9 protein-coding genes are annotated in these 17,326 nt (G+C 32.0%); 3 read left to right on the forward strand and 6 right to left on the reverse strand.

Annotation, left to right across the window (positions count from 1 at the left end):
* Positions 1 to 567 precede the first annotated feature (567 nt).
* Together queG and bchB are read left to right on the forward strand one after the other, a co-directional pair.
* Complete coding sequence (gene queG / locus OXU93_RS05330; RefSeq protein ID WP_267383036.1) at positions 568 to 1,503, forward strand: tRNA epoxyqueuosine(34) reductase QueG; 936 nt, start codon at positions 568 to 570, stop codon at positions 1,501 to 1,503.
* A 791-nt stretch (positions 1,504 to 2,294) separates the two neighbouring features.
* Positions 2,295 to 3,821: a ferredoxin:protochlorophyllide reductase (ATP-dependent) subunit B gene (gene bchB / locus OXU93_RS05335; RefSeq protein ID WP_267383037.1), complete on the forward strand. Its 1,527-nt coding sequence runs from the start codon at positions 2,295 to 2,297 to the stop codon at positions 3,819 to 3,821.
* Between the two features lie 447 nt (positions 3,822 to 4,268).
* On the opposite strand, the gene OXU93_RS05340 is transcribed toward bchB, so the two are convergent.
* Together OXU93_RS05340 and lepB are read right to left on the reverse strand one after the other, a co-directional pair.
* A complete protein-coding gene (locus tag OXU93_RS05340) occupies positions 4,269 to 5,747 on the reverse strand; it encodes a BCD family MFS transporter (RefSeq protein WP_267383039.1) in 1,479 nt (492 codons plus the stop codon).
* Positions 5,748 to 7,541: 1,794 nt separating this feature from the next.
* A complete protein-coding gene (gene lepB / locus OXU93_RS05345; RefSeq protein WP_267383040.1) occupies positions 7,542 to 8,135 on the reverse strand; it encodes a signal peptidase I in 594 nt (197 codons plus the stop codon).
* Between the two features lie 153 nt (positions 8,136 to 8,288).
* On the opposite strand from lepB, the gene OXU93_RS05350 reads away from it, so the two are divergent.
* Positions 8,289 to 9,599, forward strand: coding sequence for a dihydroorotase (locus OXU93_RS05350; protein ID WP_267383041.1), 1,311 nt, complete (start codon positions 8,289 to 8,291; stop codon positions 9,597 to 9,599).
* A 58-nt stretch (positions 9,600 to 9,657) separates the two neighbouring features.
* On the opposite strand, the gene stpA is transcribed toward OXU93_RS05350, so the two are convergent.
* The 4 genes from stpA to OXU93_RS05370 all read right to left on the reverse strand — a co-directional run bounded on the left by stpA (position 9,658) and on the right by OXU93_RS05370 (position 17,101).
* A complete protein-coding gene (gene stpA / locus OXU93_RS05355) occupies positions 9,658 to 10,980 on the reverse strand; it encodes a glucosylglycerol 3-phosphatase (RefSeq protein ID WP_267383042.1) in 1,323 nt (440 codons plus the stop codon).
* A 1,256-nt stretch (positions 10,981 to 12,236) separates the two neighbouring features.
* A complete protein-coding gene (locus OXU93_RS05360) occupies positions 12,237 to 13,418 on the reverse strand; it encodes a DUF445 domain-containing protein (RefSeq protein WP_267384811.1) in 1,182 nt (393 codons plus the stop codon).
* 154 nt (positions 13,419 to 13,572) lie between these two features.
* A complete protein-coding gene (gene ppc / locus OXU93_RS05365) occupies positions 13,573 to 16,638 on the reverse strand; it encodes a phosphoenolpyruvate carboxylase (protein ID WP_267383044.1) in 3,066 nt (1,021 codons plus the stop codon).
* A gap of 259 nt (positions 16,639 to 16,897) precedes the next feature.
* Positions 16,898 to 17,101, reverse strand: coding sequence for a hypothetical protein (locus OXU93_RS05370; protein ID WP_267383046.1), 204 nt, complete (start codon positions 17,099 to 17,101; stop codon positions 16,898 to 16,900).
* Positions 17,102 to 17,326: the final 225 nt, after the last annotated feature.

A 17,326-nucleotide genomic window follows, 5' to 3' on the forward strand; every position in this document is an offset into this window, starting at 1 on the left:
AAATAGATTTCTTGGATTTTTATAGTCTACTTTTTTGATGAACACTAAGAAATTTATTTAGTGGTAACAATAAGGTAAACAAGTTTTGGTCGGTAAAATATGCAACAGGGAGATGTTATTCAAACTGTTTTGAATAGAAGTCAATTTAAATTCAACTATTTTAGATTACTCTGATTCTATTGAAACAGATTTTATCCGTATATGACTGACCGGTACAAAATAGGCACAGTTGACTTCAGCATAGTTGAAGTCAACTGTGCCTATTTTGAGAAAGCAATAAATAGTCAATACTAATTATGCCTATACCCACTTTAAGTAAACTAATTTTAGGAATGATGACTGAAAAAATGCTAAGTTTAATTAAACTAATTTGTGAATAGGTACAACTAAGTCAGATTTAATTTTATGAAAATGAATTTTAGCTGGTGCTAATGTGATTGATATTTCAATATAATAAAAAAGTTTGCACAACGCAAATCCTTACAATTGTAGTATTGAGCATATCAGTTGTTTCAAAATAACTATACCGAATAATAGTATTTGTCTACAAAAAAATAAAAATCAGTTATGAATACTGAAGAATGGACTAAGGTCATTAAACAGAAAATTTTAGAGCTAGGTTTCCATAAAGTTGGAATTGCTAATGTTGACAGTCAATTTTATGATACCGCAAGTACTTATCTAAAACGTTGGTTAGCACTAGGATACCATGCAGATATGGCTTGGATGGCTAACCCAAAACGCCTCGACATTCGGGAGCATATGCCTCAGGTAAAATCAGTTATCTGTGTCGCCCTTAATTACTACGCTCCCCATCAACGTCTTGAAGGAAAAGAATATGGCAAAATATCCCGTTATGGATGGGGACGAGATTATCATAATGTTATGTATAAAAAGCTAAAAGTCTTTATTAGGCAGCTAGAAAAACAAAAGGAATTTATTAAAGCCCGCTATTACGTCGATACAGGAGCAGTACAAGAGAAAGTTTGGGCACAAAGGGCAGGAATCGGCTGGATTGCTAAAAACAGTAATCTAATTACCCGCGAATATGGGAGTTGGGTGTTTTTAGGGGAAATATTAACTAATTTAAATTTAATTCCTGATCCACCTCATATCCAACACTGTGGCACATGCACCCGCTGTCTAGAAGCTTGCCCGACAGGAGCTATTGTTCAACCTTTTGTAGTAGATGCTAATCGTTGTATTGCTTATCATACCATTGAGAATAAGCAGGCAACTTTACCAAAAGAGATTGCTTCTAACCTAGAAGGATGGGTCGCAGGATGTGATATCTGTCAAGATGTCTGTCCTTGGAATCAACGTTTTGCAAAAGAAACAAATATCGTTGATTTTAAACCATATCCCCAAAATATAGCCCCCAAATTAATAGAACTAGCGAATATTTCTCCCCAAGCCTGGGATGAGCATTTTCGAGCTTCGGCATTACGAAGGATCAAATGGGATAAATTACGACGTAATGCTCGTGCAAATATGGATAAATGAAGACTTAATTGCACTTTTATTTTACATACTATCTATATATACAACTATTTTTCATTTACAATATTTATTCATTAATAGTATTTTTGTAAATTCTTGTGTTGTTAAGTTCAATTTACTTGCTTATTTATTTAAAAATATATTTATTGTTTTTTAAAATTTTACCATTTACTTTTGATAGCCTTATGCTATATTACAATTATTTTATATATAAATAGCTGTAAATTTGCAATATTGCTTATTTATTTATTCTTTAAAGAAATAGTATTACTTATTTTTTATTATTTAGTATTTGTTCTGAATTCCAGATTACTTTAAAAAATCAAGAATGTGATTATTATATTCAAAATTATTTGATACTAGTTTACGTACAAATTATATTTCTATTCTAGATAGAGTATAAATATACTGTTTTGTTCTTGGATTTTTACCAGTTTTATTACAATTGGTTTATTCATATAAATCTAATTATTTTAGTGCTATGCATAATACCAACATTTTTTGTCAAAAAAAATGTTGGTATTATGCATAGTTTTATTTGTTATAGTTTAAGCTATTCACATAAAAAATAATCGCTAATAAATCCAAAAATATTAAGATCAACTAAAACTAAATTATATAAAACTGAGAATATTATTATTCTATTTATAGCTAAAATAAAACATATAATCTTATTTTTAACATATAATACTATCTTAGCTACTACTTTCTGAATACAATAATTCTGAGACAATCAAAAAAAACTTGAAACAATATCATAATCAAGTCTTATTGAATAGATACTGGAGTACTTTATGAAACTTGCTTATTGGATGTATGCTGGCCCTGCACATATTGGAACCCTAAGAATTGCTAGTTCCTTCAAAAACATCCATACGATTATGCACGCTCCTTTAGGGGATGATTACTTTAACGTGATGCGTTCTATGTTGGAAAGAGAAAAAGACTTTACCCCTGTTACCACTAGCATCATAGATCGCAATGTCTTAGCAGGAGGTTCTCAAAAAAAGGTAATTAATAATATTATTCGAAAAGATCGAGAAGAAAATCCAGATCTAATTATCTTAACACCCACTTGTACCTCTAGTATCTTACAAGAAGATTTAGCATGTTTTGTAGACCGTGCTCAAATAGAGATAAAGGGAGATGTAATGTTAGCCGATATTAATCATTATCGTTATAATGAACTGCAGGCAGCAGAAAAAACTTTGTATCAAGTAGTTAAATTTTATCTAGAAAAATTTAAAAACAAAGGTATATTGCCTCAGGAAAAAACGAAAATACCTTCCGTTAATATTATTGGAATATCTACTCTAGGTTTTCATAATCAACATGACTGTACTGAGTTGAAACGATTAATGGAATATTTAGGGATTAAAATTAATGAAATCATTCCTAAAGGTGCGTCAGTTCACAACTTAAAAAATTTATCAAAGGCGTGGTTTAACTTAGTACCTTATCGGGAATTAGGACTTATGACAGCTCAATATTTACAAAAGGAATATGGAACTCCCTATGTAAATATTACTCCAATGGGAGTGGTAGAAACAGCACGGTGTATTCGGAGAATTCAACATTTAATTAACGAACAAGGTGCTAATGTTGATTATGAAAGTCATATTAACGAACAAACTCTTCATATTTCCCAAGCTGCTTGGTTTTCCCGTTCCATTGATTGTCAAAATTTAACAGGGAGAAAAGCTATAGTCTTTGGGGACAATACCCATGCAGCTGCAATGACTAAAATTCTCACGCGGGAGATGGGAATTAATGTAATTTTAGCAGGAACTTATTGCAAATATGATAAAGAATGGTTCACCGAACAAGTCGGTGAATATTGCGATCAGGTTTTAATTAGTGATGATAATATAGAAGTTAGTGACGCGATTACTAGTCTAGAACCTGCCGCTATTTTTGGGACACAAATGGAACGTCATATTGGAAAGCGCTTAGGTATTCCTTGTGGAGTAATTGCTTCTCCCATTCACATTCAAAATTTCCCTATTGGTTACAAACCTTTTTGTGGTTATGAAGGCACAAATCAGATCACAGATTTAATTTATAATTCTTTTACTCTGGGAATGGAAGACCATCTCTTAGAAATTTTTGGTGGACATGATACTAAAAAATTTATTACGAAAGGAATTTCTACTAATTCTGATTTAAGTTGGAATGAAGAAGCACAAGCCGAATTAAACAGAATACCTGGTTTTGTAAGAGCTAAAGTAAAGCGTAACACTGAAAAATTTGCTCTTGAACATAAATTTTCTATAATTACCCTTGAGGTGATGTATGCTGCTAAAGAATCGGTAGGGACTTAATTGCTTTGGGATAGATATCACCCGCTTTATCCTATACTGATTAAATTCTGACATATTATGTAGAATTAGAATGCTACCTTTAACCAAAGTATTTTTTGATTCAAAATAATTATAAGCAAAACATTATATTAATAGTGATATCGCTGAATATTGTAAGCCAATTATTAATCACTATGCTTAAGAGAAAACATAGTCAATATTATTTTGGTATTCATTTTATTATTGAAGTAAATTGATAATAAGTTGTTAGTATTATACCTCAAATATATGTACTATTTTAATTAACTTAAATAATAAAACTGATTAAGATAGTTTTTTATAAAAAATTAATTAAATTTATTCTACTCTACTCAGATGGTTTTTGTTCACAAATTATTGATTAGAATAAATGATTATTAGTGTTAACATATATTAATCAATAGCTTTAAAAAATTATTAACTTATAGGTCACCCACCTAAGTCATTTTCCATAATCGCAGAGATAGCAGAATTCGTATTATCTTTAAATTCTTTAATGCTAATACGTTTTAATAAACAAATTGTTAAAATCATTCCTATTCCTTGCGCCACAAATACAAATCCGTAAGCTAAAAAAGAAGTAGAAAAAAATATCTTTCCTATATTTAGGACAGCTCCTCCTAAAACAGTTGCCAACCCCCTCGCCATTGCTTGGGCTAATCCCCAGGCACCGATAAATGTTCCAGCAGTTTCTGCGGTGGTTAGATCTAACATTAAACCTGTTGCTCCTGCAACTAAAATTCCTGATGCTAGCCCAAAACAGAGTAACCCGGACTTTAATAAATTTTGACTTTCTACTCCACCAGCTAAGATAATTAATCCAAAACAAAGTATTGACAAAAAACAGCCTAATTTTATGGTTTTTTCCTTTCCAAGATGAGGAATAACGAAAAAACCGACTGAACCTATACCAAATAAAGTTCCTGTACCATAAAATGCATTTAATTGGGTTGTTTCAGAAATACACATTCCAAATACCTCACCTCCATAAGGTTCAAGTACCGTATCCTGCATAAATAAACTGAGAGTAAGCATCAATAAAAAACTAAAAAATAACCAAGTTTGACGATTAGCCGTCAAAATTCTTATTGCTCTTTTCAAGGTAACTTGATCTTCCCGTTCAACTGTTATTACTCTCAAGCCAAATCGAGAATATTGCTTTTCTATTCCCCAAGTCGCCACAAAACATAATCCTAATACCACTATAGGCATAATAATAAAGACAGGATTAACTATTCTTTGTAGAGCGGTAATATCAACAGTTTTAGCGGTTAACATTGTTTTATAAGAGAAAACAGCGTTTCCACAAATATCAGGGCTATTAAGCAATTTTGAACTAACAATTGCCCCAACAACAATACCCACCATCAACATTGACCAAACAATACTGATTAGTTGGGAACGGTTATCCTCATCAGAAATATCTACCAACATTGCTGCAAAGGGAGTACTACTAAGACTTAAAGCTAAGCCATAGAGGGCAAAAATAATCCCTAACAGGATTATCCAAGTACAGGTAATCACACTCCATTCGGTTGCTTTCAAACTAAATCCCAACTGCCAAACTACTTGTAGAGCAATAAAGGCTAAAAAAGTAAATAAAATCGCTCCAATCCATATATAACTAGTGCGATGATAGCCCCAAATTTTTTTTGTATCAGACATTTGTCCAAACCAAACTTTGGCAGGACTGACAAACTGATACATGGCAATTGTCGTTGCTGCTACCCACGGCAACACAGTCAATTCATCGATCATAATCCTATTAAGGATTCCTAAAGTTAGTAAGGACATGATACCTAACCCCATCTGGAATAATCCTATACGGAACATAGTGAATAGGTTTAATTTTGGGAGAGGCTGGGAAAGACTTGAGTGAATAATTTCTGGACGATTATTAGTAGCCATGTGGTTATTTTTAAGAGATATAAGATTAATATATATTTTGACTATTGATTTTGATTGTATCAAAATCAATAGTCAAAATAAAGCAAATTTTTTATTAAAATTTATGTAAAAATATTACACTAAAAAACAGAATAAATAAACAATAAATAATGATTATTTGTTAGCTAATAGAATAAAAATATTATCTATATTTAAAACAAAATCCAGATAATCATAACATTTATTATAAAAAATATTTGGCTTTTAAATAGAATTATTATATTGTTATGATTTTTTTGCAATATTCATTCTTGGCTCAGAATATTAATTCACTATTTATTAGTAACTTATAAGAAATATATTCTTTATTAAGAATCAAATTTAGTTTGAAATATATAATATACTATATTAGTTATTTGTAAATGAAAATATATTTAATTATACATAGTTGTAGTAAATAATGATATTTTAAATTAACTTCATATAGTACAAACAATAAATATATTTTTATATGAGCATAACATTTAACTTATAAATAATTTATACTTCAATTATTTATAAGTTAAATAAGTTATATCGGTAATAACAAATAGAAATAAGTAAATAAAAGTAATTTATTATTTTAAATTTTTATCCAGGTTAATCATTGAAACTTAAGATTTATATGATTAGTTTAATTTTTTACAATTTTATTAATTTAAATGATTACACTAGACTAATAATATGAAGTTAGTTAATAAAATGTAAAATCAAGATATTTCGCAGATATAAATTTATTAGGTTATAAAATTATTTTCTAGATAAAACTTAATTATTTAATATTATTTTTTTACTAATTAAGAATTCATACTATTTTTAATACTTAGTATAAATTTTTGTAAAAATTTGCATTTAATTCCCATTTTATTTGAATTTAATGTAGCTAGTTACTTTTTACGCACCTAGTTTAATTTATACTTTTATGCTTCGTTCAAATATTATTTATTGTAGGCAAAATAGTTAGCTAAGGTTAAATACTAATATATTTGTTTGAAATCCTAATTGTTGGTTAAATAAACCATAATAAATTTATTTTGTTATATAGAGTATATTCACTATTTATTTATTATTTTATTATGATTTATTTATAAAAATTTTTATAGAAAATATTAATTTTTTCAATCTTTGTCAAAGCTTTTTCTCATATTTCTGTAGTCCCTGTGCTTACTAGTTAATTTAAATTCTTAATCTGACTATGATAGAACTTATTAAATAACTTTATTATTAAGTGTTAAATCATATATCTTTCCTGTTAACTATTTTAACTATTCTATATGCGTTATACATTAGTCAAAACTGATCTTATTTATAAATTATTAATAACCAAAATTATTGATAATTTATAAATAAGATTCTTGGCTGGTTAAATAACTATAAACATATATTGTATATATTTATTTGAAAGAAATAAATCATTTATATAGTATATAAAATATAGTAATAGGTAGTAGTTAGCTTGTGTACGATATAGTTTAATAGTTTACTATTAGCATGTGTTTAATATCTTAATAATCATAGATTTATTTTTATTATCTCTAACTATTCATTTTATTAATTTTGCCTGTTTCTAGTATTTTCCTATTTTTAAAAATATAATGATAGTAAAGAAACTAACATACTATGGATAAGTTTAACAATTAAGATACAAGCATCATCCACACTTATACTCCTAGTGTTGTGGAACAGAGATAATCAATCCTGATATTATAAACACATTTTATTTTTTGTTATTCATTTCACATATTAAATGAATATTTTTTGAGTAAATACTTATGGTTAAGTTGACGGATAAATGGGATGTTTATCCAAAATTCCCAATCGATTAAACGGCCAAAAACGAACAAAAGCTTTGCCGATAATTTTCTCTTTTGGGACATATCCCCAATAATGAGAATCGTAACTATTATTGCGATTGTCCCCTAAAACTAAATATTCTCTTTCAGGAACTATAACTGGTCCGTAATCGTAGTTAGGATCTTCGGAAATGTATTTTTCTTTTATAGCCTGACCATTAACATATACCTTTCCCATTTTTACCTCAATGGTTTCTCCAGGTAAACCAATTACTCGTTTAATAAAAGCATCGCGAAAATCTTTTTCCTGAAGAGCTTTCGTTGGATTAAATACCACCACATCTCCCCGCTTGGGTTCTTTAAAATGATAGCTAACTTTTTCTATAATAAGGCGATCATTGACCTGTAAAGTCGGTTCCATAGAAGATGAGGGGATATAACGAGCTTCCGCTACAAATGCACGAATACCAAAGGCTAAAATAGCTGCTGTGGCTATAGTCTTAATCCCTTCAATCCAAGGATTTTCCTGAGGAGGCTGATTTGGATTCTTAGTCTCTTGTTTCAAGCTTTGAGCCATAGGAGTTTTTTATATAAAAACAAAGAACTACAATAAATAAGGATAGGAAAATTTTAACGTAAAGATTATCCGCCTTTTAGCTTAGCGATATCCTAAGCAGTGGCAAGATTAAATTATTCTCAGAATTTATTTGGAGCTATTAATACTTATACTATGACACACCTCCTTATTCGTCACGCTCGGATTCTCTTGCCTGATGCTCAGTTTCTTCTAGGAGATGTTCTACTCCAAGATGGAAAAATTCTTGAAGTAGCTTCAGAAATTGTTGCACCGAACCCCAGTATCGTCATAGACGCAACGGGACTTACTTTGTTGCCTGGGGTGATTGATCCTCAAGTTCATTTCCGTGAACCAGGACTAAAACATAAAGAAGACTTGTTTACCGCTACTTGTGCCTGTGCTAAAGGAGGAGTCACATCTTTTCTAGAAATGCCTAACACTCGCCCTTTAACCATTACTCAAGGAGCTTTGAATGATAAGCTACACTTAGCTGCCCAGAAATGTCTGGTCAATTATGGTTTTTTTATAGGTGCCACCCCTGATAATTTACCCGATTTATTAACAGCTAATCCTACTTGTGGTATTAAAATCTTTATGGGGTCAGCACATGGGAAGTTATTAGTAAGTCGAGAAGCTGAATTAGAGCCAATTTTTGCAGAAGGAACCCGATTAATTGCGGTTCATGCTGAAGATCAAACTAGAATTATTCAACGCCGTCAAAAATTTTCTAATATTATTCATCCAGCTATCCATTCTCAAATTCAAGATGAAAAAGTTGCTCTTAATGCGACAAAATTAGCCCTAAAATTATCGAATAAGTACCAACGACGATTACATATTCTTCATCTTTCTACGGGAATTGAGACAAAATTGCTACGAGAAAGTAAACCTAACTGGGTAACCACAGAAGTTACTCCCCAACACTTATTACTTAATACAGAAACCTATAACAGAATAGGAACATTAGCCCAAATGAATCCACCTCTGCGGTCACCTGAAAATAATGATATTCTTTGGGAGGCCTTATTAGATGGAGTAATCGATTTTATCGCTACTGATCATGCACCTCACACCTTAGAAGAAAAAGCTAAAATTTATCCTGACTCTCCTTCAGGCATGCCAGGAGTGGAAACATCTTTGCCTTTGATGTTAACCCAAACTAAATTAGGACGCTGTAGTATTCCTCAAGTAGCTAATTGGATGTCTACTGCTGTTGCTAAGGCTTATAAAATTCCCAATAAAGGGTTAATTAAGCCAGGATATGATGCTGATTTGGTGTTGGTTGATCTAGAAAATTATACTCCCGTTCGACGAAAAGACTTACAAACTAAATGTGGTTGGAGTCCTTTTGAGGGATGGAAATTGACTGGATGGCCGATTATAACAATTATTGGGGGACAAATAGTTTATGAAAGGGGCAAACTAAACACTGACGTTCGAGGGAAACCTTTAAAGTTTGAATAGTTAATAGTTAGCGAACTTTCATTCTTTATTTTTTTATATTAGTTATCTTCTTCACTTTTCAATCATAAAAATTTTTGTGATACCTTGTTATGGCTGCTTTTATGAAAAATTTAATATACTGTTTATATCCCCCGGGAAATACAACATTCAGGGTTAGTAAATCGTCTTTATCTCGGTAATCTCCTGGACCGCTAATAACTCGCAATTCCTTTGATGAATTTATATTTTTATAGTTAATCAACTTTTCTAGTTTTAGGGACTGACGATTTTTCACTTCCCCATCACTACTATCAATATAAACGGTAATATTTCCAGTTTCAAATTTTTTGCCAATCTCCTGAATAAGCTGTAAAAATCCCCTATCACTACCTCCTCGTTGAAATATCAACTCACCATTGACTTCTTTAGCTTTACTAGTAACGGTATCTCCTACCCCTATAATAGTCGGCATTTGTATTGGATCGAAATTATCATTAATTAATTCTAATAATTTATGATTATCTTTGGGAGATTGTCGAGCGTTAAAATATTCTCCCAATGGATACTTTCCTGTTTTTTTGTAAAAGTAACGATTGAGGATAACTAATACCCCAAGCTCTTTAATTGCACCCCGCAACATGAATTGAAAATCTGTTGTTCCTGAATCCTTGCCTTTAGCTATTTGCATAATTTCTCGCTCTTGAGGATCTTTCCCCAAGTTGGGAGCATAATGAACAAAAAAGGAATTATTTAATCCTTGATGTTTAGCTTTTTCTTGCAAATTATCCATTAAGGTTTTTATTGTCTGCTGTAATTTACGATAGCTATCTTCTTGATGCTGTAAATATTCATGAAATATATTTAAATTAACAGTTGGGGAGACTTTATTATCTAAAACAGTTAATTGAATCCCTTCTTTAATTTTATTTTCTTCTAGTCCACAATTATTTTGCTTAAAAAATTCGATTAAAGCTTTTTCTAGTTTCTGAGGAACCTGTTGCAAAAAATTCAATTCTTCTTCACTAACCCCAGGATGTGAAACATTGCCATAGCAGTCTTGCCATTGTACTCCTCCACCGGCTAAACCTGGTAGATAAAGACCTCTACTTTTGCCTAAATTAATATCATTTAAAGTACGATCAACAATTGCATTTACCCCGCACTTGCCAATATGTTCCCCATTAGTCAAGACAAAAAAGTGTCCTTGAAATAATTTAGTAGCTTCTACGTAATTTTTATCAATTATTCTTGTCAAAGGATTTTTGACTAACTTCATACAAACACCATCGAGGTCTTGAATAATTAGAATATCTTGTTGATTAGAGATCAAATTAATAAGTTCTTGGTGATCAAGAGATAAAGAACGTTGATACAAAGGAGTATGGGGAACAGACATTGTCATTAACAATTGAGAAGCCTATAACAACGAGTTAGGGTAAAACCTAACTGGTAACTTGGTAATATATAGTTTGAACTTAACATAGTAATTCTATCTATGCAATTTTTATCAACTCACACTATTTTAGGTAAAAATACTAATCTAGAATTTAAAACCTTATCAGGGACTAATTATATTGGATCTCGAAGTTTTTATTTGGTTTTCAAAAAAATATTTGTAATGTTATTCATTTACTTGTTAATTATAAATTAGTTTTATCTCCTATATTACAAATCAAACCAATAACTTATTAACTAACATTTAGTTTAATTTAATTTAATCTGTATTTTGTAATATGTTTAGTTTAGCTTAAATTAAACATATTTTTTGACATATTACTAAGTATATTTACTGCATCAGTATTAATGTCATAAGTTAGCAAATTTATAATTAATTATGATAGTTATTTATGAGCTACTATTGTAGGATGCTTTAGTCTTAGAGCAATAATTAGTGTAATACAATTCAATTAGTAGTAATATAATAATTGAATATCTATTATTTGCCAACAATATTTGTTTTCAATGTTAAATATTATTAATAAATAAATCAAGGTTAATTATATTTGCTTTTCTAAGATCCTTACAATTAGCTATTAATATATAAATATTTGAAGTCTTATTCGATAGAGATTTTGATTTTAGATAAAATCCATCTTTATAAGGATAGATTTTATCTGTATAGGATAGGTTTCTTTTTAAAAAGAAATAAATGATCTTGATAGTCTACGATAATTTTTAAACTTTAGAGTGAATTGAATTGCCCATACAAAATGTTTAAAATATGTTCTCAAAAACAATTAATATATATACTAAAAAAATTAACTTAATGTCAGATTTATCAAAGAAATCTGATATATTTTTAATATATACAATATATACAATTTATGTTAACTTGACATAGACAAATATAAATTATATTAAAATCAAAGTAATTAATAAATTCTAAAACTATAATAGTTTAATAATTTTTTAAAATAAAAAAGTATATGTTTTCGTATGATTAAAATCATAAATAATGTAGTATTACTAATTTAGATTGTAAATAAATTTATATATATTTATTTGTCCAACACATTACTTAAAGCAAAATAACAAAGTTGTCATATTAAAACTAAGACTAACCAAAACATATTTATTCTGCTTAATATAAAAAACAGGTAAATATTTTTTACTAAACTTATCTTATTTTCTTCATTTATATAAAAACTTTTATCACCTTCACTTTAATAGAAATAAAAGTGTTTGTAAAACTCCTACTATAAATCCCAAGATACCTCCTAGAACTACGATAGCTTGTAACTCATTTTTAACTATTCCTTTAACAGCTATTTCAAGATTTTCAGGAGTTGTAGCATTGACTCGATCAACAATTACTTGATCTATAGATAAAATTGGAATTGCCTGAGCAACAATTTTTTCTAAATCTTCTTCAAGATATCTTTCCAAGAGGAAAGATAATTCTTCGCTAATTTTTGTTAGAAAAATAATTAATGTGGTTGAACTTTGTAACTTTTGAATGATTAAAATAGCTAATTGATCCCAGTCAATCGTATTTCCAAAATCTTGAATAAATTTTGTGCCTCTATTCTGAATGTAATCCTGTACAGTTTCTTTCATATTTTTGCGCAATTGTCTTACTGTAGAAACTGGTAAATTTTCTAAACAAAGACTTTGCAACCATTGTCGCAAGCGACTACGAAGTTCTAAGGATAGCATTAATTCTTTGAAACGGGTATTTGCTATTTCCTGTTCTTCTAGACAAAAGTCTCGCAATCGCGTTAGAGCATTACTGAGTCCAAACAAATTAGCAACTACCCAATAGGTTCCACTAGTTTTTTCTCGAAATCCTTCATCGATGACTTGAATATTACGATCACTCAAAAAATCAATTAGGGTTTTTCTCAAAACATCAGGAGGAACAACTGTTTCTAGTAACCAGTCAGCAAACTGTCGTGCTTGGGTATCCGTCAGGCGAAATTCCAGTAAAATCTGGTCAAAAATTTGATTAATTTGACATTCTAAGAAATCTTGACGACGGGCAAATGTTTTTAGAAGTCGGGGCAAAGATTCACTAAATAAGTCTCGTAAAACATTGGACAAAATTATCGCTGTTTTTTGTTCTTTGTCGTTTTTGGTCTGTTTGATGGCTAGAGTTAATAACAAAAAAATAGCAGATTGCACTCGCTCAGTGTTAAGCAGACGTTTTGCTAACTTTTGCAACTCTTCTGGAGTCAAAAGTGATCCCATAATTGTATCTGAGATTTTTTTAGCCAGACGCTCCTGGTTACGAGGAATTAACCCTGGAGTAAAGGGGATACGACGTTGTCCAATATAAACGCCTCTGTAAGGACGAAAAAGCATGTTGATGGCTATATCATTTGTAAAATAGCCAATAGCCATACCTGCAGCCGGAGGAATAAGAATCGTCCAGACTAACGATAAATCTAGGTTAGTTATAATCAAGGGTTATCTATATTTACGATGAATTCTCCTTATCCTATTATGGACAATAGTGATGGCTATTGTAATATCGATTAACTAAATTGATCTCGATCTACCCTGTATTCCTCATTCCTGCAGCAATTCCATTAATTGTTAATAATGCTCCCCGTAGTAATTCTTCCTTAGAATAACGGAAATGAACTACTCCGGACTCAGCCTGATGAGTATATTGACGTAATCGTTTTAAGAGAGAAACTTGTAAAAAACCTAGGGGAACAATAGTTCCATTGCGTAACTGCACTGAACGTTGTAGTCCAATGTCACCATCTAGTAATTTTTGATGATTGGTAATAGAGAGAATAATATCACGAGTTCGATAGTATTCTTGAGATATTTGTTTAAAAACTCGATCAAAACGCTCTATATCTTGATTTTTAGATAATTCTCTTACATAATGATGGGCAATTTGTAAATCAACCTTAGATAGAGTCATTTCAACTTTGGAAACTACCATTTTAAAAAATGGCCATTTAAGATAAAAATATCGTAATAACTTTAAATTTTCTTCTGTTTCTTTATCTAAAAATTCTTGTAAAGCGGTTCCTACCCCATACCAAGCTGGTAAAAGAAAGCGACTCTGAGTCCAGCTAAACACCCAAGGAATAGCACGCAAGCTACTCAAATCTTTTTTCCCACTTTTGCGTCGTGCGGGACGAGAACTAATTTGTAATTGGCTAATTTCAGGAATAGGAGTTACTGACAAGAAGAAATCTAAAAAATCGGGCTGTTCATAAATTAGTGCTCGATAGGCTTTTCTAGCAATTGTAGCTAACTCCTCCATAATCTCATTCCAAGGGGTTATATCATCAAAACCACTCCCTAATAAACTCGATTGAATCACAGCAGTGGTAGCGGTTTCCAAGTTATACAAAGCCAGTTCTGGGAGGGAATACTTTGAGGCTAACACCTCCCCCTGTTCTGTAATTTTGATTCTTCCATTAATGGTAGAAGTTGGTTGGGCTAAAATTGCTGCATAGGCGGGACCACCACCTCGTCCTACAGACCCACCCCGTCCATGAAACAACCTTAAATCAATACCATGAGGTTTAGCTACTTTTTGTAGGGCTTTTTGAGCTTTGTGGATTTCCCAGTTACTGCTGAGAAATCCAGAATCTTTGTTGCTGTCGGAATATCCTACCATAACCTCTTGTAGGTTAGTCGGTTGTAATATTGAAAGTGTCAAAGAGGTGGGACTATTTGAGTTATTGGAGGACTGAAGTCTATCATATCCCCCCGCCAAAGCTGCACGATACAAGGGCAACTGGAATAAATCTCCCATCACTTGTGGAGCACGTTTCAAATCGTCTACCGTTTCAAACAAAGGTACAATACGGATGGTAGTGGTGCCCATGGCTGGATCATAAAGCCCCGCTTCTTTCGCCAATAACAGTACTTCTAGAACATCGCTAATATAGTTGGTCATACTAATTATATAAGTTTGGCAAATCTCTAGTCCAAACTCCTTTTGCAGGTAGCGTAACATCCGCATAGTTTCAACGGTCTCACTGTTCTCCCCTTTTTTAAACTGCATCCCTGTGGGAATCAAAGGCCGTCGAGTCCCTAATTCTTGTACCAACCACTTTACTTTCTCTTCTTCAGGAAGTTGATTATAGGGTTGGGGCAAAATATTTAGGTATTCAGCAATTTCTTCAATCGCATCAGAATGACGGGAGGAATCTTGACGAAAGTCTAACTGTGTTAGGGTGAATCCAAACATTTCAACTTGAAAGAGTAGATTGTCAAGTTCTTGACAATTAAGTCCAGTTTCTTTTAAGTTGCGTCTAATTAGTTCTAATTCTTGCCGAAATTCTGCTCCCGAACTATAAATATTTTGTACTATCAGACTAGAAAGCAATTGTCTTTGTTCTGGATTGGCTAGACGATTATTGCGATCACGGGTATTTTCTAAACGTTTTTGAATGTAAGATAGTTTTAGTCGATAAGGTTCGTGTCGGTAACGTATTGCCAGCTGCTCGTAAATCTCTGGCATAGCCGAACGGTCACGTTCTAATGCATCAAGTAAGTCTTGGGAAACATTACTCCAGTGAAGAGATGCACTTAATAGTTCTGTTAAATTATCAATGGAATCCAAATACTTCTCTATAACCAGATTTCGTTGGTAGCAGGCTGTCCGCCAAGTTACTTCTGGAGTAACAAAGGGATTACCGTCTCGATCTCCACCTACCCAAGAACCAAAACGGCAAAAGGTACTAACAGGGGGGCGTAAAGAAGGAAAAGATGACTTCAAAGCTCGTTGTAATCGTTTAGAAAGCTGGGGTAAGGCATCAAATAGGACTTCATCGAAATAGTGGAGAGCATAGTCCACTTCGTCAAGAACACTTGGTTTAAATTGATGGAGTTCATCGGTGCGCCACCAGAGGCGAATTTCTTCTGTGAGTTGTTCCCTAGCGGTCTGAGCTTCCCAAGAGTCATTTAGTCCCATCCCTCGAAACGACTCTTCTGCTTGATCTAACCGTCGTAGGATACCTACAATACGTTGTTGTTTACGTCGGATCGTGTGGCGAACAATTTCGGTAGGGTGAGCAGTAAAAACGAGGCGAATGTCAAGTTGATCAAACAGCCGTTGAATTTGTTGAGGCGGAACATTAAGTTGTTTTAATTGAGGGAATAACCAGTGGAATGTTCCAGCTTTATCAGAGGCAATATCACCCTCAAAACGCTTTTCTAACAAATTTACCTGTTTTGGTGGACTATATATTTCCTTTTTGTTTCTATTTGAAGATTTATTCTCATTCTCGGCGCAAGCCGCTCGCCTAGTTAACTGCTGCTCCCGTTGTTCGTAGTGTTGCTCAACAATGTTGATTAATTGGAAATAAAGAGCAAATGCTCGAGCTGCCCGAATTGCTTCATTGAGTTCTAATTGTTCAATAAGCTCAGTAATCGAGGCCTCAGGGATACTTGTTACCTGTCCCTCGGGAGAACACATCGTCCGAAGTTGTTTTAGTAAATCCACCAATTCCTGACCACATTCGGCTTTTAATACTGCCTCCCATAAGTCTTCAACAAGTTTAAGACGGTGACGTAAAAATAAGTCGGAAGTCGAAAAAATATTGATGTCTTCGACCATGAATTGAGATGATTCAAGCAGCGAACTCATTGGAACCTCAGAGACGTTCTATAAATCTAGTCAAGGATGGAAATATTCAGGAATCGAGAGCAGTCTTTGTAAAGAGCACTTTTTTCTTTGAGAAGCTTTTGGTAGATTAGGAAATTAAATGATTGTACTTACTCTGTCAAAGTGAGTGTTTACTAAATCTTTTTAGCCTAACGACCCCATCATTCTATCTGCTCCTATCTGGATTAGAAATTAATCTAAACTATAATCGATGCATAATTAGCAGAAATTTAATGATACTTTAAGAAAGTCGGTTGGCTAAACTTTTTTCAGGAAAGTTTAGTATGGGCAAATAAACACTTCGAAATACTTCTTTGCCAACTTCTCCCAAGTCTTCTAATCTCTTAACAACCTGGTGAATGACAAGTAGACTACCCAAGAGCGGAACAGTTAGCAAACTTAAGCAGATTATGGCAGGATAGAGGGGTTGATTAACTTTACTCACAGATAGTGACTCCTGATGTTAAACCACTAATTTAATCATATACTTTTCTTCTTTGATAGTCTTATAGTTTAAGGCTAACTTTTCAAGCTTTATTCCCATTGATGCTAATTATAAAAAACTAATCATAAATGATTAAGACTATAGAAAAATTCGACAAGTTTTTTCTACTAAAATATAATAGAGATAGCACAAAGTCATTGGTTTCTAACAAATAATGAGTATACT

Source organism: Cyanobacterium sp. uoEpiScrs1, assembly GCF_947331815.1.
Taxonomy (GTDB): Bacteria; Cyanobacteriota; Cyanobacteriia; order Cyanobacteriales; family Microcystaceae; genus Rippkaea.